The 18,445-nt window shown below is 71.2% G+C and carries 21 protein-coding genes and 1 pseudogene; 9 read left to right on the forward strand and 13 right to left on the reverse strand.

Annotated features, from left to right (window positions below):
• Nucleotides 1–14: 14 nt before the first annotated feature.
• From ACZ573_RS24850 to ACZ573_RS24860, 3 genes are all read right to left on the reverse strand, one after another.
• Nucleotides 15–440: a hypothetical protein gene (locus ACZ573_RS24850; RefSeq protein ID WP_471307607.1), complete on the reverse strand. Its 426-nt coding sequence runs from the start codon at nt 438–440 to the stop codon at nt 15–17.
• A gap of 67 nt (nt 441–507) precedes the next feature.
• The gene (locus tag ACZ573_RS24855) at nt 508–846 is read right to left on the reverse strand and encodes a response regulator transcription factor (RefSeq protein WP_471307612.1); all 339 of its coding nucleotides are present in this window, start codon (nt 844–846) and stop codon (nt 508–510) included.
• Between the two features lie 430 nt (nt 847–1,276).
• Nucleotides 1,277–1,930: a DUF1326 domain-containing protein gene (locus ACZ573_RS24860; RefSeq protein WP_471307615.1), complete on the reverse strand. Its 654-nt coding sequence runs from the start codon at nt 1,928–1,930 to the stop codon at nt 1,277–1,279.
• A 209-nt stretch (nt 1,931–2,139) separates the two neighbouring features.
• Between ACZ573_RS24860 and ACZ573_RS24865 the strand changes: the two genes are divergently transcribed.
• A complete protein-coding gene (locus tag ACZ573_RS24865; RefSeq protein WP_471307617.1) occupies nt 2,140–2,967 on the forward strand; it encodes a DUF2182 domain-containing protein in 828 nt (275 codons plus the stop codon).
• A 16-nt stretch (nt 2,968–2,983) separates the two neighbouring features.
• Here the strand turns inward: ACZ573_RS24865 and ACZ573_RS24870 are convergent, their stop codons facing one another.
• Nucleotides 2,984–3,334 carry a helix-turn-helix transcriptional regulator gene (locus tag ACZ573_RS24870; RefSeq protein WP_471307620.1) on the reverse strand — a complete coding sequence of 117 codons (351 nt, stop codon included), beginning with the start codon at nt 3,332–3,334 and terminating at the stop codon, nt 2,984–2,986.
• A 31-nt stretch (nt 3,335–3,365) separates the two neighbouring features.
• A complete protein-coding gene (locus ACZ573_RS24875) occupies nt 3,366–3,776 on the reverse strand; it encodes a VOC family protein (RefSeq protein ID WP_189738411.1) in 411 nt (136 codons plus the stop codon).
• A 436-nt stretch (nt 3,777–4,212) separates the two neighbouring features.
• Between ACZ573_RS24875 and ACZ573_RS24880 the strand changes: the two genes are divergently transcribed.
• Complete coding sequence (locus ACZ573_RS24880; RefSeq protein ID WP_471307622.1) at nt 4,213–6,048, forward strand: galactose oxidase-like domain-containing protein; 1,836 nt, start codon at nt 4,213–4,215, stop codon at nt 6,046–6,048.
• Nucleotides 6,049–6,156: 108 nt separating this feature from the next.
• Here ACZ573_RS24880 and ACZ573_RS24885 read toward each other — a convergent pair whose 3' ends face one another.
• The gene (locus ACZ573_RS24885; protein ID WP_471307624.1) at nt 6,157–6,627 is read right to left on the reverse strand and encodes a MarR family winged helix-turn-helix transcriptional regulator; all 471 of its coding nucleotides are present in this window, start codon (nt 6,625–6,627) and stop codon (nt 6,157–6,159) included.
• 99 nt (nt 6,628–6,726) lie between these two features.
• On the opposite strand from ACZ573_RS24885, the gene ACZ573_RS24890 reads away from it, so the two are divergent.
• Together ACZ573_RS24890 and ACZ573_RS24895 are read left to right on the forward strand one after the other, a co-directional pair.
• Nucleotides 6,727–7,569, forward strand: a complete 843-nt coding sequence (locus ACZ573_RS24890) for an NAD(P)H-binding protein (RefSeq protein WP_471307627.1) — start codon at nt 6,727–6,729, stop codon at nt 7,567–7,569.
• A gap of 35 nt (nt 7,570–7,604) precedes the next feature.
• A complete protein-coding gene (locus tag ACZ573_RS24895; protein ID WP_471307630.1) occupies nt 7,605–8,072 on the forward strand; it encodes a MarR family winged helix-turn-helix transcriptional regulator in 468 nt (155 codons plus the stop codon).
• Here the strand turns inward: ACZ573_RS24895 and ACZ573_RS24900 are convergent.
• The 3 genes and pseudogenes from ACZ573_RS24900 to ACZ573_RS24910 form a co-directional block, all read right to left on the reverse strand.
• The gene (locus ACZ573_RS24900; RefSeq protein WP_471307985.1) at nt 7,996–9,399 is read right to left on the reverse strand and encodes an MFS transporter; all 1,404 of its coding nucleotides are present in this window, start codon (nt 9,397–9,399) and stop codon (nt 7,996–7,998) included. The two genes, ACZ573_RS24895 and ACZ573_RS24900, sit on opposite strands and share 77 nt — an antisense overlap.
• Before the next feature lie 202 nt (nt 9,400–9,601).
• Complete coding sequence (locus ACZ573_RS24905) at nt 9,602–10,087, reverse strand: MarR family winged helix-turn-helix transcriptional regulator (RefSeq protein ID WP_471307631.1); 486 nt, start codon at nt 10,085–10,087, stop codon at nt 9,602–9,604.
• 57 nt (nt 10,088–10,144) lie between these two features.
• Nucleotides 10,145–10,535, reverse strand: a pseudogene (locus tag ACZ573_RS24910) (SHOCT domain-containing protein).
• 113 nt (nt 10,536–10,648) lie between these two features.
• On the opposite strand from ACZ573_RS24910, the gene ACZ573_RS24915 reads away from it, so the two are divergent.
• Both ACZ573_RS24915 and ACZ573_RS24920 read left to right on the forward strand, forming a co-directional pair.
• A complete protein-coding gene (locus ACZ573_RS24915; RefSeq protein WP_471307632.1) occupies nt 10,649–11,197 on the forward strand; it encodes a potassium channel family protein in 549 nt (182 codons plus the stop codon).
• Between the two features lie 55 nt (nt 11,198–11,252).
• A complete protein-coding gene (locus ACZ573_RS24920) occupies nt 11,253–12,638 on the forward strand; it encodes a chloride channel protein (protein ID WP_471307635.1) in 1,386 nt (461 codons plus the stop codon).
• A gap of 135 nt (nt 12,639–12,773) precedes the next feature.
• On the opposite strand, the gene ACZ573_RS24925 is transcribed toward ACZ573_RS24920, so the two are convergent.
• Nucleotides 12,774–14,144 carry an FAD-binding oxidoreductase gene (locus ACZ573_RS24925; protein WP_471307638.1) on the reverse strand — a complete coding sequence of 457 codons (1,371 nt, stop codon included), beginning with the start codon at nt 14,142–14,144 and terminating at the stop codon, nt 12,774–12,776.
• A gap of 44 nt (nt 14,145–14,188) precedes the next feature.
• On the reverse strand, nt 14,189–14,434 hold the full coding sequence (locus tag ACZ573_RS24930) for a hypothetical protein (RefSeq protein WP_471307641.1): 246 nt from the start codon (nt 14,432–14,434) through the stop codon (nt 14,189–14,191).
• A 227-nt stretch (nt 14,435–14,661) separates the two neighbouring features.
• On the opposite strand from ACZ573_RS24930, the gene ACZ573_RS24935 reads away from it, so the two are divergent.
• A complete protein-coding gene (locus ACZ573_RS24935; protein WP_471307644.1) occupies nt 14,662–15,402 on the forward strand; it encodes a PP2C family protein-serine/threonine phosphatase in 741 nt (246 codons plus the stop codon).
• A gap of 67 nt (nt 15,403–15,469) precedes the next feature.
• On the opposite strand, the gene ACZ573_RS24940 is transcribed toward ACZ573_RS24935, so the two are convergent.
• Nucleotides 15,470–15,835 carry a 5-carboxymethyl-2-hydroxymuconate Delta-isomerase gene (locus ACZ573_RS24940; protein WP_390796306.1) on the reverse strand — a complete coding sequence of 122 codons (366 nt, stop codon included), beginning with the start codon at nt 15,833–15,835 and terminating at the stop codon, nt 15,470–15,472.
• 448 nt (nt 15,836–16,283) lie between these two features.
• Between ACZ573_RS24940 and ACZ573_RS24945 the strand changes: the two genes are divergently transcribed.
• Together ACZ573_RS24945 and ACZ573_RS24950 are read left to right on the forward strand one after the other, a co-directional pair.
• Nucleotides 16,284–16,487 (forward strand): cold-shock protein, encoded by a 204-nt coding sequence (locus ACZ573_RS24945; protein WP_030011983.1) that lies wholly within the window; start codon nt 16,284–16,286, stop codon nt 16,485–16,487.
• A gap of 169 nt (nt 16,488–16,656) precedes the next feature.
• Complete coding sequence (locus tag ACZ573_RS24950) at nt 16,657–17,028, forward strand: hypothetical protein (RefSeq protein WP_471307647.1); 372 nt, start codon at nt 16,657–16,659, stop codon at nt 17,026–17,028.
• 325 nt (nt 17,029–17,353) lie between these two features.
• Here ACZ573_RS24950 and ACZ573_RS24955 read toward each other — a convergent pair whose 3' ends face one another.
• A complete protein-coding gene (locus tag ACZ573_RS24955) occupies nt 17,354–18,394 on the reverse strand; it encodes an alpha/beta hydrolase family protein (RefSeq protein ID WP_471307649.1) in 1,041 nt (346 codons plus the stop codon).
• Nucleotides 18,395–18,445: the final 51 nt, after the last annotated feature.

Consider the following 18,445-nt stretch of genomic DNA (forward strand, 5'->3'; position numbering starts at 1 on the left):
GGCGGCCCGGGGTGTTAGCCGACCCAGTTCAGCAGCTGCTCGAACACCCAGGTCTGGACGCCACCGCTGAGCAGCCACCAGGCGCTCTTGACGCTCCAGTGCTGGTTGCCCATCCAGCTGTTGAATGCGGCACGGCCTTCCTTGGCCTTGGAGACGGCCTTGGAGAACAGGCCGCCCGTCCGCTTGAGCAGCTCCATGAACGCCTTGCCCTTGGCGTTCTCGGCGGCCTGCTGCACCGCGGCCACGTCGGCCGGGCTGGCCGCCGGGGCCTGCGCGGTGCCACCGAACTGACCGACGGCAGCCACGTCGCCACCGCGCGAGACGGAAACGGCGGAAACGGCCGGGGAGGCGGTCTGGGCGGCGCTTGCGGCCGGGGCCGCGACACCGATGGCCAGCGCTGCGACGATCGAAGCGGCGGCTATGCGGGCGGACTTCGTCATGCTGTTCTCTCCTTCAGCGAAACAATCACTTGACGAAGACAACGATGCTGACTCAAGGAGCCTTTTTCTATTGGCTGTTAGGGAGGCCCAGGCTGGTGTGGACCTCGGCGTGGCGAAGGATCGACAAGGCTGTCGCATCGGCACGCGAGCGCAGTTCGAGCTTGGCGATGATGCTGGACACATGGGCCTTCACGGTGCGTTCGGCGATTCTCAGCCGCCGGGCCAGCAGGCGGTTACTCTCTCCCAGTCCGAGCATGTGCAGCACTTCCTTTTCCCGCTGAGTGAGCCGGGAAAGGTCGGGAGCGGCCATGTTCACCAGATGTGCCACCCCCAAGTCGCAGTCGTGGAAGGGGTCGAGCGTGTCATGAGAGGAACAAAGACCAGGACTTCGGGCAGCCTCGAGCATCTGGAATCCCCCGATTCATATACGTGCATGATGCTGGCGCGGGGCTCTCTCGTGGTCAGCGGGAGAGCCCTTGCGGCCATGTTCTCACCCCGAAGATCAAGAAGAATTCAGCCGCAGGAAGGACCTCGGTCCCTGTCCAGGACCTCCGTTCGGCGGGGGCCGCCCCCGCCGAACGGCGGGGTCCCCTCGACCTGGTGACGGCGACCCCCGGGTATCGGACCATCCGGCCATCGGACCACGGTCCGATGCCCGGGCAGGGGAAGTGGACCGTGCTCCGACGCGCCTGCGCCCTCCCCGGCGCGCCTCCTGGCCGAACGGTCCGCCCGCGACCGCGCCCAGCTGTGATCGCGGCGTACGAGGCCGGCGTCGTCTCCCCCTCCGGCGGCGGACCCGCCACACCGCGCTGAAAGATCCGGAAGGACCGACCTGGCTAGTCGGGCCCGGCCCAGTCGAAGGTGATGTGCTTGCTGGACCGGCCTTCGCGGCTCCAGAAGAAGCCGTGGGCGTCGGCGCGGTCCGCCGTCGAACGGCCCCAGGTCGCGACCTGGCCCGGTCCGGTCTCCGCACCCGGCAAGTTGGTCGACTGCACGCGCGCACCCTCCGGGGTCGTGGGTCCCGTGAGCGCGACCGCGCTCGCCTCGACCCGGCCCGGCACCACGGCCCGCCAGCTCGCGAGGTCGTCGGCGACCTCGATCTCGATGGGGGCGAACTCCATGCCGCGCATTTCGGCGCCCATCATGCCCACCATCTCGGCGGGCCAGCTGCCCGCCTGCCCGCCGAAGATCATCTGAAGCGCCTCGCGCTGTGCGTCGTCGGCGCGCTCGTCGACGAAGACCGCGGCGTACGTGTCCGTGTGCTCGGCCCAGATGTTGCCGACGAACGAGGCCAGCATCAGCACGTTCAGGCCGTCCAGCCGTACGTCACCGTAACGCCCCTCGCGGATGTGCCAGGCCAGGATGCCGTCGCAGTCGCCGTGGGTGGGCAGCTGCGCGAACGAGCAGGGACAGGGCACGTTGCACTTGCAGGTGTCGAACCAGTCGCCCGCCGCGTGCCACCGGGGAACGGTCGCCGTCGTCTCGGACATCTCCCTGCCTCCTCGTGACCGTGCCGGGACGTCGGTCTCGGGAGGACGGCAGGACCCCCGGGAACCATCGCCGGCCCACGCCCGGGTCGTACGGGGTATCCACCCCGATTGTCCCACCGCAGGAGTCACCCGGAGGAGGTGTTTGCCCCGTACACGCGGTACCCGCGTTCCCGCGCGCACGCGCAGGTCCGCCGTGATGTGCTGGAGGTGTGCGCATCGACCGGGAGGCTCTGTCACCACCTCTGCGTCCGGCGAATCTGCTGTCGGCCCGGCAGCTCGCCTTCGCCTGGTCCGTGATGGCGTCGCTCGCCGTCCTCGCCTGGGTGCTGGTCGTCGACCAGGCCCGTGACATGGGGGTCGCGCCGGGAACCATGGGTATGGGCGTCCCGCTGTTCCTGCTGCTGTGGCTGGTCATGATGATCGCCATGATGTTCCCGTCGGTGGCCCCGGTGGCCCTCACCTGGGCGCGGGCCATCGGCCGCCGGTCGCCCACGGGTGTCGTGCGGGTGGCCCGTACCGCACAGTTCGCCGGCGGGTACCTGCTGGCCTGGACGGCCTTCGGCCTGATCGCCTACGGGCTCCTCGCCGGGACCGGGGCCCTGGTGGACGAGCACCCGGGCGCCGGGCGCTGGATCGGCGCCGGGGCCTTCCTGGTCGCCGGGCTGTACCAGTTCGGCCCGTGGAAGGACCTCTGCCTGCGGCACTGCCGGAGCCCGATGGGGCAGCTCGTGCGCTACGCGGGCTTCCGGCCCCGGGCCCGCGACCTGCGGGTCGGGGCGCACCACGGGGCGTACTGCGTGGGCTGCTGCTGGGGGCTGATGGTCGTGCTCGTCCCGCTGGGCGTCATGAACGTCCTGGCGATGGCCGCGGTGGCCGTGGTGATCTTCGTGGAGAAGCTCTGGCGGCTGGGCCCCGTCTTCTCGCAGGTCGTCGGGGCCGCCTTCCTCATCCTCGCGGTACTGAGCCTCTTCCAGCCCTGGCTGCTGCCGGGCCTGATCCCGCCGCAGTCGCCCATGACGGAGATGCTCCGCCCTTAGGGGGTGTCCGGGTGGATCAGCCGACGGCCTTCTTGACGAGCTCGGTGAAGTGGGTGCTGAAGATGCCCGGCGTCGGGCAGCCGACGGCGCGGCGGACCTCGGTGACGCCGAGGTCGCCACCCCGCAGCAGGTCCGTCGCACGCTGGATGCGGCGCGCCGTCAGGTATGCGTACGGGGACGCGCCGTACGCGAGCCGGAACTGGCGGCCGAGGTGCCCGGCCGCCATGTCCGCGGCGCGGGCGAGCTCCTCGACGTCGAGCGGACGCGCGTACTCCCGGTCGATGCGGTCCCGGACGCGGCGCAGCCGCGCCAGGTCCTTCAGGTGCGCGGCCTCGATCAGTGCCTGTCTCCACGCGGGACGACACATGGAGGAACCCCCTTTTCTTCGGGTGAAGGGCTCAGCGGAGTTCCTGGATGCGGATCAGGTTGCCCGCTGGGTCTCGGAAGGCGCAGTCGCGGACGCCGTACGGCTGCTCGGTCGGCTCCTGGACGACCTCGGCGTCGCCGGCCTGGATCTTCTCGAAGGTGCTGTCGAGGTTCTTGGTGGCGAGGAGGATCCAGCCGTAGGTGCCCTTCGCCATCATCTCGGCGATGGTGCGGCGCTCCGCCTCGGTGACACCGGGGTCGACGGCCGGCGGCGCGAGGAGGATCGACGTGCCGGGCTGGCCGGCGGGGCCGACCGTGATCCAGCGCATCTTGCCCTGGCCCACGTCGCTGCGGACCTCGAAGCCGAGGACGTCGCGGTAGAAGGCCACGGCGGCGTCCGGGTCGTCCTGCGGCAGGGTGCTCATGTGAATGCTGATGTCCATGTCCGTCACGGTAACTGCGCCTGCACCAAGGGCGCTTCTCGAATCCTGACCGATCCGGGCCCCCTGCTCCGGGCCTCCTCCGGGCCCCTCCTCAGGGCCGCTCTCCTGCCCCCTGCCGGGGCGGGAATCGTCCGGGCCGGGCCCGCCGGGGAACCTCGCCCGCGCGGGGGCGGCGGCGACCCGGTCGGCCGTGGGCCGACACGGTGTCCGTGATCACGACGGGTTGCGGCCGGGCGGGGGACCGGCGGGCGGGCCCTCGGGCCGCCGTCGGCGCAGCTCAGGGCCGTGCCTTCACCCGGGCGGCCCGAAGCCCGGACGATCTTCCCGGTGTGCGGCGTCCGACGCGTCGGCATAGGTCTGTGTTCGTAAGCGTCGCAGGCGCCCTGTGCCCCCCGCAGGGGCACCCGCCGCTCCAGCACCCCTGGTGAGGAGTCACATGTCACGTATCAAGCGTCGGTCCGCCCCGCGAGCCGCCCGCCGAGCTGCCCGCAGGGCCGCGGTCTCCGTCCTCGCGGCCACCGCCGCCCTGGTCACCGCCGTCCCGGCGGCCGCGCACGACGGTTCGTCCCGCCCCGAGGAGAAAGCGGCCCTCGGCGCCGAACACGCCCAGGAGCATACGAAGGTCCGCGAGCAGATCCTCAAGCTGGGCGGTTACTCCCAGCTCGCCCGGATCGACAGCCTGAACTCACTGACCCGGTCCCAGGCGGACGTGAACGCGCGCTTCCACCCCAAGGCGTTCGGGCAGTTCGCCGAGTACTTCCAGTCCCCCGACTTCGCCGCCCACATCGCCATGCTCCCGACGGGCAAGGTGCTGCTCTTCTCCTTCGAGCGCATGGAGACCGACCCGACCGAGGAGCCCGCGCCGACCAACACCCTCGGCAAGGCCAACGCCGGCCGCGCCTTCCTGTGGGACCCGCGCCGCGGCACCGGACCGGCCGCCTTCAGGAAGGTCACCCCGCCCGAGCTGGTCGTGCCGGACGGCACGGGCGAGAAGCGCCCGGCGCCCTTCTTCTGCGCCGGACACGCCTTCCTGCCCAACGGCATGGTCGGCGTCTTCGGCGGCAACCTCGGCTACGGCGGCGGTGCCGGCGCCAAGCTGTCGCTGGTCTTCGACCCGTGGACCGAGAGCTGGTCCGTGAACAAGGACATGGAGGTCGGCCGCTGGTACCCGTCGGTGGCCACCGCCCCCGACGGCCGCCTGCTGATCATGTCCGGCCACACCGACCAGGGCTGGGGCACCTCCACCTCCGTCATCGAGCGCTTCCCCGCCAAGAGCCACCCCGTCCCCTTCGAGAAGACCCTGATCCCCAAGGACGTCCCGACGGACACCCTGCGCGTGGACGCGCCCTTCGGTGCCGACAGCGACTACCCGCACCTGTTCACCCTGCGCGACGGCAAGGTGTACGGCCTGGGCCGGCACGCCACCAAGCAGTGGGCCTTCGACCCGGTCGCGGAGACCCGTACGGACCTGCCCGCGCGCCCCGACGGCGTGCACCGCGGCTACGGCTCCGCCGTGGCGCTGCCCGCCGGACTGCGCGGCCCGGACTCCGTACTGGTCCTCGGCGGCGACCGGGACGACCCCAACACCTACCGGCTCACGAGCGGCGGCGCCTGGGAGAAGCAGCAGCCCCGCGCCTTCGGCCGGACGCAGGACGACACGCTGCTGCTCCCGGACGCGAGCCTGCTGACCGTCAACGGCGCCTACGGCATCCGGGACTACGGCAACGGCGACTACAACCCCAAGTCCGATCTGAAGTACCGGCAGATCGAGACCCGCAACGCGCTGGGCGAATGGAAGCTGGGACCGGCGCAGCGGCTGCCGCGCGGCTACCACTCCAACGCCGTCGTGCTCCCGGACGGCCGGGTCATGGTCACCGGTGACGAGCTGCAGCAGCTCGCCAACGACCCGAAGATCGACGACGACATGAACGGCAGCATCGAGATCTTCGAGCCGGCCTACCTCCACCAGGGGAGCCGCCCGGCCCTCGACCGCGCCCCCGAGGGGCCGCTGCGGTACAACACCGCCTTCAACGTGGGGACCTCCACGCCCGACCAGGTCAAGAAGGCCGTCCTGCTGGCCCCGACCACGGCGACGCACTCGCTCAACACCAGCCAGCGCCACGTGGAACTGGGGATCGTGGGGCGCCAGGGGAACGGCCTGCGCCTGCAGGCGCCGCCCTCGGCCGACGACGTCCCGCCCGGCTACTACATGCTCTTCCTGCTGGACGAGAACGGGGTGCCGAGCGCGGCCAAGTGGGTCTCCTTCAGGTAACCCGCCGGACGAGCCGTCAGGTAACCGCAGGGCCTCGCGCCCCACGACACAGCCCCAGGCGTTGCGCCTGGGGCTGTGGTGTCGCCGCCCGCGGGCGGCCGGCGGTCGTCAGCGGTGGCGCAGCGCGTTCTGGGAGTCGACGTACTTCAGCATGAGGCGGGCGAAGTCGAGGCGGTCGCGCTCGCTCCAGTCGGCCGTCACGTACTCGAAGGCCGCGCGCTGGTGCCGCCGGAAGCGGTCCATCATGTCCCGGCCCTCGGGGCTGAGGTGCAGGATCGTGCGGCGGCCGTCCTGCTGGGAGGCGGCGCGCACGAGGTAGCCGGCGGAGATGCTGTCGGACACCATGCGGCTGGCCACCGAGGGGTCGACGCCCAGGTGCTCGGCCACACCGCCGACGGTGATCTCGCGGCCGTCCCCCTGTTCGGCCTCCAGGACGATGTTGAGCACCAGGGTGCGGCCGAGGTCCTTCTGGGAGATCGGGTTCTCGACCTCCAGGAGCGATGAGCGCCGCAGTTTCCCGAACGCCGGGCCCACGGCGTCCAGCAGTTCCTCGTCGGTCGCCGGCTCGTGCTTCGTCATGCCCCTCATCGTACATACGTGAGCTCACGCAGACATGTGTTGACGTGAAAACGTGTGCATGCAAGCATGCATATGTCATCACGAACGAATGGAGCTCTCGTGACCCTCCTCATCACCGGCGCGCGCGGCAAGGTCGGCCGGGCCGTCGTCGACCGCCTGCACTCCGCCGGTCTCCCCGTCCGGGCCGCCAGCGCCCGCCCCGCCGAACTGACCGTCCCGGTCGGCGTCGAAACCGCCGAGCTCGTCCTGGACCGGCCCGAGACCCTCGCCGCCGCGCTCCGCGGGGTCCTCCAGGTCTTCCTCTACCCGCAGCCCGACGGCATCCACGACCTGGTCAAGGCCGCCGAGGCCGCAGGGGTCGAGCACGTCGTCCTGCTGTCCTCGTCCTCCGTGCTCGCCCCGGACGCCGGGACCGACCCGCTCGCGAGCCACAGCCTGAGGGTCGAGCACGCCCTCGCCGAATCCGGTCTGACCTGCACGTTCCTGCGCCCGGACGCCTTCGCCAGCAACTCGCTGGGCTGGGCCTGGCCCATCAGCCGGTCCCTGCCGGTCCAGCTCGCCTACCCCGACGCGCAGATCGCGCCCATCCACCCCGAGGACATCGCCGACATCGCCGCCCTGGCCCTGACCGGGGACTGGCTCACCGGCCGCGCGCTCACCCTGACCGGCTCCGAGTCGCTCTCCTTCCGCGAACAGCTCGCCGTCCTCTCGGAGACCCTCGGCCGCGCGATCCCGGTCGAGCACATCACCCGCGCCGAGGCGGAGGAACAGATGGGCCGGCACATGCCCGCCCCGATGGTGTCCTCGCTGCTCGACCTGTGGGAGGCCGCCGACCACGGTCCCGCCGTCATCGGCGAGACCACCGAGTCCCTGCTCGGCGTACCCGCCCGCACCTACCGGCAGTGGGCCCGCGAGAACGCGGACGCCTTCAGCGGCCGCTGACCCGCAGCCCCGCAGGCCTCCCGAAGGAGCAGGACATGAAGCCCATCGGCTACTGGCTCAACCGCACGGACCAGGCCCTCACCGTGTCCATGGACGCACTGCTGGCCGACTTCGGCCTCACCCGGCTCGGCTGGCAGGTCCTGGGCGTCGTCGAGGACGACCCGCGGGCCACGGACACCGCCGTCCTGACCGCCCTGGCCGCGAACGCCGGCGCCCCGGCGCTGACCTCGGCCGTCACCTCGGTGCTCGACGGCGGCTGGGTGACCCGCCCGCGGCCGGACCGCCTCGCCCTGACCGACGACGGGCGCGCCCGCCTCGCCGAGGTCGCCCGTCGCGTGGATGCCTTCCGCGAGCGGTCGGCGACGGGGATCACCCGCGAGGAGTACGTCACCGCCGTCACCGTCCTGGAGCGCATGACCCGCAACCTCACCGAGCCGCGAGACGGGACTTCGGCCCGGCCGGGACCGGCCGCGGAGAGCCCTTCGGGCCGCGCAGAACGGTGAAGGCGACGCCCAGGGCGGCCAGGATCAGGGCGGCGCCGGCTGCGAAGGCCAGGTGGTAGCCACCGGTCAGCGCCTCGGGGACGGGAGCACCCGCCGCGGTGAGGGACTCGGTACGGGAGGCGGCCAGGGTGGAGAGGACCGCGATGCCCAGCGCCATGCCGATCTGCTGGGTGGTGTTGAAGAGCCCGGAGGCCAAGCCCGCGTCGGCCTCCTTCGCACCGGACATGCCCAGCGAGGTCAGCGCGGGGAGGGCGAGGCCGAAGCCGGCGGCCAGGAGCATCACCGGGAGCAGGTCGGTGAGGTAGTCCGCCCGGTCGGCCTGACCGGGTACGCGCGTCAGCAGGCCGAGTACGCCGGCCAGGAGGACCAGCCCGGCCAGCAGGACCTTGCGCTCGCCGAAGCGGGAGTTCAGGCGGGCCGAGACGGTGAGCGAGACCAGCCCGATCACGGCGGCGGCCGGCAGCATCGCGAGACCGGTCTCGGACGCGGAGTACCCGAGCACGTTCTGCATGTAGAGCGCGACGAGGATCTGGAAGGAGAACAGCGCGGCGACCATCAGCATCTGGACCAGGTTGGCGCCGAGGACGCTGCGCGAGCGGAAGATGCGCAGCGGCATGAGCGGGCTGCGTGCCGCGGCCTGGCGGACGAGGAAGCCGGCCAGCAGGGCGAGCGCGAGGGCGCCGAACCCGACGGTGTGGGCCGAAGCCGCCCCGTACGTCTCGATCTTGACGACCGTGTAGATCCCGAGCATCAGACCCGAGGTGACGAGCAGCGCGCCGAGGGTGTCCGCGCCCGCCTTCAGACCCAGACCTCGGTCGCCCGGCAGGGCCGGGAGGGCGACGAGGAACACCGCGATGCCGATGGGCAGGTTGATGAAGAAGATCCAGTTCCAGGTCAGCGCGTCGGTGAGGACGCCCCCGAGGACCTGCCCGATCGAGGCGCCGGCCGCGCCGGTGAAGCTGAACACCCCGATGGCACCGGCCCGTTCACGTGGCTCCGTGAAGAGCGTGACGAGGATGCCGAGGCTGACGGCGGAGGCCATCGCGCTGCCGGCGCCCTGCAGGAACCGGGCGGCGATCAGGACCCCGGGCGAGGCGGCGAGCCCGGCCAGCAGTGAGGCGGCGGTGAACACCGCGGTGCCCGCGAGGAACATCCGCTTGCGGCCGATCAGGTCACCGAGGCGGCCGGCGAGCAGGAGCAGTGAACCGAAGGCGATGAGATAGGCGTTGACGACCCAGCTCAGCCCGACCGGGGTGAAGCCGAGGTCGCTCTGGATGGCCGGCATCGCGACCGTGACGATGCTGCCGTCGAGGATCGTCATCAGCATTCCGGTGGCCAGGACGCCCAGGGCGAGCCGGCGTGAGCGCGAGAGGGAAGCGGAGGAGGAAGCGGAGGGGGCTGCAACGGTGGCGGGCACGGCGGTCTCTCCTGTTCGTTGGAGGCAACAGGAAAGACCGTAACAGATAGTTTTGTTGCAGACTATCTTTTACGGACCCATCGTTCGGTGCGCACCCGGCGACCGCTCCCCACTACCCCTTCTGCCGTGCCCGCCGGGCCGGCCGGGGGCCCTCGACGGGAGCCTCCAAATACCCCGTGACCAGCCGGTTCAACGCCCGGAGCAGCACCTCTCGCTCGTCCTCGGGCAGGGCGCCGAGCGCGCCCTCGTGGACCTGGTCCACGATCTCCTGGCTCGCCTTCGCGACCTTCGCCCCCTCCTCGGTCACCGCGATGACCCGGGCCCGCCGGTCGGTGCTGGACGGCCTGCGCTCGGCGAGACCGGCCTTCTCCAGCGCGTCGACGGTCACCACCATCGTCGTCTTGTCCATGTCACCGATCTCGGCGAGCTGCGCCTGGGTGCGCTCCCCCTCCAGTGCGTGGACGAGCACGCAGTGCATCCGCGGGGTGAGTCCGATCTCGCCGAGCCGCGCGCTCATCTGCGTACGCAGCACGTGACTGGTGTGGTCCAGGAGGAAGGACAGGTCCGGTTCGGTGCGCGCGGGTGCCATGGCTGTCATGTCTGCCAGGGTAGCGAGAATCGATCCGTCGCGGATTATCGGCAACCGGACTACTGCTCAGGCCAGGAGCTTGGCCTTGGCCCGGTCGAATTCCTCCTGGGTGATGTCGCCCTTGTCCCTTGAGGGCGGACAGCTTGTGCAGCTCGTCCGCCGCGCCCGACCCGGCCCCGGCCGACTGCTGCACGTACGCGCGGAAGGCCGCCTGCTGTTCCTCGGCCTGCTTCCGGTCCCGTTCGTGCATGCTGCGCCCGCGGGCGATCAGGTACACGAAGATGCCGAGGAACGGCAGTACCAGCACCAGGATGAGCCAGCCCGCCTTCCCCCAGCCGCCAAGGGTGTGGTCACGGAAGATGTCCGTGATGACCTTGAAGAGGAGGAAGAACCACATGACCCACACGAAGAACCACAGCATCGTCCAGAAGAAGTTGAGAAGCGGGTAATCGTCCATGCCCGACTCCGATCATGCGCGTGGTCCTTCATTCATACAGGCGACCCCGGCGGTCCGCATTCGCAGGACCGGCTCCGGTCGCGCGACGGGCCCCGGGCCGTTCTCCTGAAGGCATGGAACGCAACGCAGCCGATCAGCGCCGGCGCGTCCTGCTGGGCCACCTCCTGCGCTCGGTGTTCTCGGTCGCCCTCCTCACCGCGCTGTACTACGTGGCGCCCCTGGAGGGCGGGTTCGGCATCGGCACCGTCATGACGCTCGTGGTCGGTCTGGCGGTCTTCGGCCTGCTGACGGCCTGGCAGATCACCGCCGTCTCCCATGCGCAGTTCCCCCGGATGCGCGCTCTGGAGGCGATGGCCACCGGCGTACCGCTGTTCCTGCTGCTGTTCTCCGCGACGTACTACCTGCTCGCGGCGCAGGACCCCACGTCGTTCTCGGAGCCGCTGACCCGCACGGACGCCCTCTACTTCACGATCACCACGTTCGCCACCGTGGGATTCGGCGACATCGTCCCCACCGACCAGGGCAGCCGGGTCCTGGTCACCTCCCAGATGGTCGCCGACCTGATCCTCATCGGCGTGATCGCCAAAGCGCTCGTCGGGGCGGTCAAAATCGGCATGCACAGACGCAGTTCACAGGCCCCCGGCCTGGAGGACGAGCCCTGAGCGGCGAAGTATGCCCCCCGGGTGGACCATCGAGGAAGCGGAAAGGAAGTGAGCCATGCCGCAGTCGCGTCCTCGATCCGGACCGCCCCCCGGCGGTACGCAGCCGCAGGAGGCCGACGTCCTCAGGCAGACCCTCCGCAGCCCCGGATACCTCAAGCTGCTGGTGTTCTGCGCGCTCATCAGCATCCCGGTGTCCCTCGCGTCGTTCTGGTTCCTCGCCGCACTGCACAAGATGGAACACGCGATGTGGGCGGACCTCCCGGAGGCCCTGGGCTGGGACGTCCCGCCCTGGTGGTGGCCGCTGCCCCTGCTGCTCGTCGCCGGTGTCGTGGTCGGCCTGGTCGTCCCGCACATGCGCGGCAACGGCGGTCACCTCCCCGCGGGCGGCCTGCACACCGGTGGGGCCTCGGTCGGCGCCCTGCCCGGTGTCGTGATCGCCGCGGTGGCGAGTCTGCCGCTCGGCGCGGTCCTGGGTCCGGAGGCCCCGCTGATCGCCCTCGGTGGCGGGCTGGCGCTGCTCTTCCGCAACCTCGCGCAGGTACCGGTGACCCCGCAGGGCACCGCGCTCGTGGGCGCGGCGGGCGCCGCGGCGGCCATCGCCACGATCTTCGGGAATCCGCTGATCGCCGCGGTGCTGCTGATCGAGGTGGCGGGCGTGGGCGGACCGCAGCTGTTCGCGGTGATGCTGCCGTCCCTGCTGTCCGCCGGGGTCGGGGACCTGGTCTTCACGGGCCTCGGCCGCTGGACGGGACTGCCGATCGGGAGCCTGAAGCTCGAACTGGGCGTACCCGTGCCCCACCTGGACGTGCCCGACGTGCTCTGGGCCGTGCTCATCGCCGCGGCCCTGGCCCTCGCCCTGCACCCGGTGCTGACCGGCGCCCGGGTGATCGCCGCGTACGTCCTCGCACGGCCCCTCCTGCGGACCGTCCAGTGCGCACTGGCCGCCGCGGCCTGCGCCAGCCTCTACGCGCTCATCACCGGCCTCACGCCGGCCGATGTCACCGGGTCGGGCCAGTCGCTGATCGGCAGGCTGGCCGCCGACCCGCACGCCTGGGGCGTGGGTGCGCTGATCGGCATTCTCCTCTTCAAGGGCGCCGGCTACGCCATCTGCCTCGGCAGCCTGCGCGGCGGTCCCGTCTTCCCGGCGCTCTGCCTCGGCGCCGTGGCCGGCGTCCTGCTCGGGCCGCTGCCCGGACTCGGCATCGTCCCCGCGATGGGAGCGGGCATGGCGGCCACCGCCGCCAGCGCGCTGCGGCTGCCGGTGAGCAGCGTGGTGATGGTGGTCCTGATGCTCGGCGGCACCGCGATGATCCCGGTCGTGATCATCGCGGCCGTGGTCGCCTTCGTGGTCACCGAGCTGCTGCCCGTGGGGCCCCCGATCCCCGACCTGCCCGCCGTGCCCGCGGCGCCTGCCGCGCCCGCCGAGCCGGCCGCGAAGTAGCGCGGAGCGGATGGACGAGGACCCCGCCCGGGAAGCCGGGCGGGGTCCTCGTACGCGTGCGGGAAGCACTGCCTCCCCTAGCCCTGTCGTCAAAGTCCCGTCGGGCCCGCGGCGTCGCCACTTTGACGACAGGACCTAAGGCCGGATGTTCTGGTTCAGGTGGAACAGGTTCTCCGGGTCGTAGGCGCGCTTGACCGCGACCAGCCGGTCGTAGTTGCCCTTGTAGTTGCTCCGGATCCGGTCCTGGTCGTCGTCGGCCATGAAGTTGATGTAGCCGCCCTCCTCCGAATGCGGGGCGGTCGCCTCGTAGTAGTCGCGCACCCAGGCGATCGCGGACTCGTTGATGGCCGGATCGGGCCACATGCCGGCGATCACCGTGGCGAACGAGGCGTCCCGGTAGGCGAAGGCCGTCGCGTCCGGTGCGACGCGGTGGCAGGCGCCGTTGATCGGGTAGATGTGGACCGTCGAGTTCACGGCGGGCAGGCCCGGCGCGTGCCGCAGGTGCGCGTCGATCACGTCGTCGCTGAGCTCGGTCACGAAATTGGCCTTCCAGTAGTGCTGGAGGCCGGGCGGTACGAGCGCGTCGAAGGCGCTGTTGAGCGCCGGGTAGGGCATCGGGCCCACGTGCTCGGCGACCACCGGCGCGAAGTCGTGGAAGGCCTGGAGAGCCCGCTCCCCCTCGTCGAGCGGCCCGGTCCAGCACGCCACGATCAGCGCGAACGTGTCACCGTGCCGGTCCTCCGGGATGAACGGGAGCGGCGGGGCTATCTGGAAGGCCGGGAAGCCGCCCAGTTCCTCCGGTGCGTCGGCGATGTGGTCGGCGAAGGAGCGCAGCACGGTGGCGGCGTCCGCCAGCTCGAAGAGCATCGGTCCGCCGTAGATGTCCTTGACGGGGCTCAGCCGGAACTCGAAGGAGGTCACCGCGCCGAAGTTGCCGCCACCGCCGCGCAGCGCCCAGAAGAGGTCCGCGTTCTCCTCCTCGCTCGCCACCACGAGCCGGCCGTCCGCGGTCACCACGTCGGCCGAGACCAGGTTGTCGCAGCTCAGGCCCAGTCCACGGGCCAGGTAGCCGATGCCGCCGCCGAGGGTCAGGCCGCCGACGCCGGTGGTGGAGATGATCCCGCCGGTCGCGGCCAGCCCGAAGGCGTACGTGGCCGCGTTGAAGTCGCCCCAGGTCGCCCCGCCCTCAGCGCGGGCCGTGCGCCCCGCGGCGTCGACGCGGACGCCACGCATCCCGGACAGATCGGCCACCACACCGCCGTCGCAGGTGCCGAAGCCGGGCACGCTGTGGCCGCCGCCCCGCACCGCCAGGTCGAGCCCGTTCTCGCGGGCGAAGTCGACCGCGGCCATGACGTCCCCCGCGTTGACGCAGTGCACGACGGCCGCCGGCTTCCGGTCGATCATCGCGTTGTGGACCTTGCGCGCCTCGTCGTAGGACTCGTCTTCCGGGGTGATGACCGCCCCGCGTACCCGTTCTCGCAACTGGTCGATCGAGAGCTTGCCCATGGCTGTCGCTCCTCGTACCTCACGTCGTTCCACGCTGCGTCGTTCTACGGCTGCAGGTGGCTGAAGCCCACCTCGAAACGTTCGACCGAGACGATCCGCTGGCCCTCCCGCTGCGCGGTCTGCTCGCGGATCCGGGCGGCCTGCTCCTCGCTGTCCTTCATGGTCCGTTCGTCGTCCCACAAGGTCAGCGACTTGGCCACGCCCGTGGCCCGGTCGATGAGGTAGTAGACGCCCCGGAAACCGGGAACGTCCTGGACCTGCCTGACAATCGCCTCCGAATTCCCGCTCACGTCTCCCTCCGCGGGGACCGGTGAACCCTGGTAGGTGCTCAGCCTCGCGAACATCTGCGGCAGTCCTTCCTCGCAGGGCCGCCGGTCGGGGAACAGGCGGCTCCACGACCAGGGTGCTCCGGCGCGCCGGAGCCCGCATGCCGGAGCGGCGCGACAATGGTGAGGACGGACGCGTGTGCCGTTGCGCTGCCGTCGCCCTAGCCGCTGCCGAGAGGCGGGACGCCGAGGTGCCGTACATAGCTGTGACCGCCCTGAGTCATGTCGGGCTGGTGCGCGAGCACAACGAGGACAGCCTCGTCATCGGACCGTGGACCCTGTGCGGGACCGTGACCCAGAATCCGCAGACGCTGGTCTTCCCCTTCGGCAGACCCCTGGTCGTCGCGGTCGCCGACGGCCTCGGCGGCCAGCCGGCCGGCGAGGTCGCCAGCGAGCTGGTGGTGCGCCAGCTCTCCTCGCTCGGGCCCACGCTGGACGGCCCGGAAGCCGTCGGGGACGCGCTGAGCCTCTGCAACCGCGCCGTGTACTCCGCGACCGAAGGGCGGCCGGAGCTGGTCACCATGGGGACCACGGTCGCGGGCGCCCTGGTCCTGGCGGATTCGCTGCTGATGTTCAACGTCGGCGACAGCAAGGTGTTCCACGCGGCGCAGGACGGGCTGCGCCAGGTCAGTGTGGACGACAGCCCGCCGCCGGCCCCCGGGCACCGCACCACCTCGGCGGTCACCCAGGTCCTCGGCGGCACCCGCGGGTACAACGAGATCACCCCCCACATCGAGGCCTTCCCGGTGACCGAGGGCGATCGCTACCTGGTGTGCAGCGACGGGCTGACCGACCCGGTGCCGCCCGAGGAGATCGAGGAGCTGCTGCGGGTGCACGACGACGGCCGGGCCGCGTTCGAGCTGTGGCGGGCCGCCATCGACGCCGGCGGCCCCGACAACATCACGCTCGCACTGCTGCGCATCGGCGCGTAGGCGCTGAGGCGCCGAGGCGCTCAGGGCGCTCAGGGCGCTCAGGCGGCATCAAGGCACGCCGGACGCGTCAGGGGGTCGCCACGCTCTTGGTGTAGGCCTCTCCCAGGTCCCGTACGTCCACGGAGGCGTGGACCTCCAGGCCCGCGGCCTTCGCCGTGTGGCGCTCGACCAGCTCCAGCACCGCACGGGTCAGGCGCGACTTGGTCTGTGCCGTGCGGCCCCGGGCGATGGCCAGCTCGACGTGCACGACCACCGCCCGGCCGTCGGTGCCTTCCCCGACGACGGACTCCTCCAGCCGGTGGAAGCGCGTCTTGCAGTTGCCGATCGCGGTGTCGAGGATCTCGACCACCAGCGCGTGCAGTTCGAGCGCGAACGCCCGCCGGTCGAAGGCACCGGTCAGCGAGTCCGAGTAGTCGACGACTGCGTGGGGCACGGGCGCACTCCCTGCTCTACGGATTCGGGGCGGCGGGCCCCGGTCCCACGCCGGTCGGCGGGTACCTGAGCGACGGTAATCGAGCCCGCCCCGCCAGGGGTGGAGTCCTGGCCACCGCCCTCCGGGCCGCTCCGGCCGCTCCCGCCGGCCGAAAACATTCCCCCGTTCATACGATTTTTCGGCTCGGATTTCTGCTACGCGGGCGCGGAATTTAAGAGTGGGGCACGCCGGAATTTCCATGGCTGCCCACACCCACTGTGCTACGGTGACGTTCGTTGCAGTTGTGGTTCCCAAAAAACTTACAAGTGCTCTCACCGGACTTTCGGTGGGCGCACTTTTTATTTCCGGTGCATGCAGTGAAATTTACTCGTTCCGGTCGGGGCAATCATCACGGCGACACCGGGCCCGCACAGTGCGGATCCGGGCACTGCCCCAAAGGAGAATTCATATGGCATCTGGCACCGTGAAGTGGTTCAACGCGGAAAAGGGCTTCGGCTTCATCGAGCAGGAGGGTGGCGGCGCCGACGTCTTCGCCCACTACTCGAACATCGCCTCTTCCGGCTTCCGTGAGCTTCAGGAAGGCCAGAAGGTTACCTTCGACGTCACGCAGGGCCAGAAGGGCCCGCAGGCCGAGAACATCGTTCCCGCCTGACGCCTGACCTCTTGGGTCCACGCCGGCGCCCGCGTCGGCGCGCAGACGCGGCCGAGGCCCGCACCCTGGGGTGCGGGCCTCGGCCGTCCGCATGTCCCGGAGCGCGCCGAACAGGCCACTCCCCGGAAGCCCGGCCGGTACGCGAGCACGCTTGCTAGAGTCCGTGCCCATGTCGATCCCTGACGACCTGCTCCTCGATCTCGCCTCCATGGTCGAGTCGGAGCAGACCAATCAGATGTCCCTGACCGTCGTGGTCCACGGCGCCGTCATCACAGGCCGCCTCGCCCCCGAGAGCGTCTGGCGTCAACGGGTGGCGGAGGTCCTGCGGGACTCCGACCAGCTGGCCCCGTTCGCCGAGATCTTCAGCTCTCCCGGACGCGGCGACAGACAGCAGGCCGGGGCACCCTCCCACCTTCATTTCCACGTGGCACGCATCCTCCAGGGCACCCTGGGCATCCCCGAGACCGGTGGAATGTACCGGATCGCGGTCAAGGACGTGAGTGCCTGGACCGTCGGGGACTTCAGCTACTCCGACAAATAACCCACCGTCCCGGGAGCACGGAGGACGGCCGCCCGCAATTCACCGGCGGGTGCCGTCCTCACGACGGACCCTTGACGGGCAATGCGATGGCAGTACCGCCGAACGGCGCAGCACAAGCCGCCATGCGGATCTCGATGCTGGGGGCCGTGAACGTACGGGGCGAGGACGGAAGCGGCGTCGGAGTCGGACGGCTGGCCTCGGCCGGCCGTGGGGCACTGGCCCGCGCCCCCGACACCGCGACGCGTACGAGGAGCGCGCGGAGTACGGGGAGCGCGCGGTCGGGGGCGGCGTGCCGGGCCGGCCGCCGTACGCGAGCTCGCGCGGGTCACGCCGGCTGGCTGAGCCCCTCCAGGAAGTGCTGCTGGTCGGCGAGCAGGCCGGGCGGGAAGAGGGAGCGCGGGGCGAACACGGCCGTCAGGGTCAGCCGCCAGGAGGAACGCTCGACCTCCGTGCGCAGCAGGGCGTGGGTCGCCCCCGGATAGCGGCGGACCGTGAGGGTGCCGGGCGCCAGCACGCTCCGGTGGAGCGCCTCGGTCTCGGCGCCGTCCACGTTCAGGTCGTCGGCGCCGGAGATCAGCAGCACCGGGACGGGCGGCATCGCCCGCAGGTCCGCGGTCACGTCCGCGGTGTGGTTGCGGCTGATGAACGTCCAGCGCTCCGGCGTGAGTTCCCGGTCGGCGCCCGGACTCGCGCGGTACTCCTCGTACGTCGCCCCGCGCCGCAGCAGCGCCAGGGTGGCCTCCCGGGTGCGCAGGGCGGCCGCCGTGCGCTCGGCGCCGGCTCCGGCCGCGCGCAGCTCGGCCCGGGTGTTGTACTCCCCCTGGCGCTCCCAGTTGACCGCGGTGCCGACCTCGATGACGAAGCGCACCCCGGGGGCGGGGGCCCGCGCCACCACCTTGGGCATGACCCAGCCGGCCTGGCTGGCGCCCCACAGGCCGATGCGGGCGGGGTCGACCTCGGGCCGGGTGCGGGCCGCCCAGCTGAGGGCGTCGACGGTCTCCCGGGCCCGGTCGTCCATGGTCTGGCCGAGCCAGTCGGCGGGCTTGTCGAGGGAGAGCGAGGCGTATCCGGCCCGGGCGAAGGCCTCCCAGTAGGGGCGGTAGAAGCCGTCGTGGGTGGCGTCGACCTCGCCGTCGCCGTGCACGAACACGACGAGCGGGAAGGGGCCGGGTCCCTTGCCGGTGGGGGTGGCGAGCACCCCGGGGAGTTCGTGGCCGGCGGCGGGCACGGTGACGCGCTCCTCGTGGAGGCCGTAGTCGTGCTGCCATACGACGACTCCGGTGAGGAGCAGGGCGGCGGTGAGGCCCAGGAGGAAGGCGCTCAGAAGTGCCCGGCGGACTCTGCGGGGCGTGCGGGTCTCGGTCATCTGCGGCTCCGGATTCCTTCGCTCGATCACTCGCTCATACATTCGCTCATA

It is taken from the genome of Streptomyces sp. NPDC040545 (genome assembly GCF_055595065.1).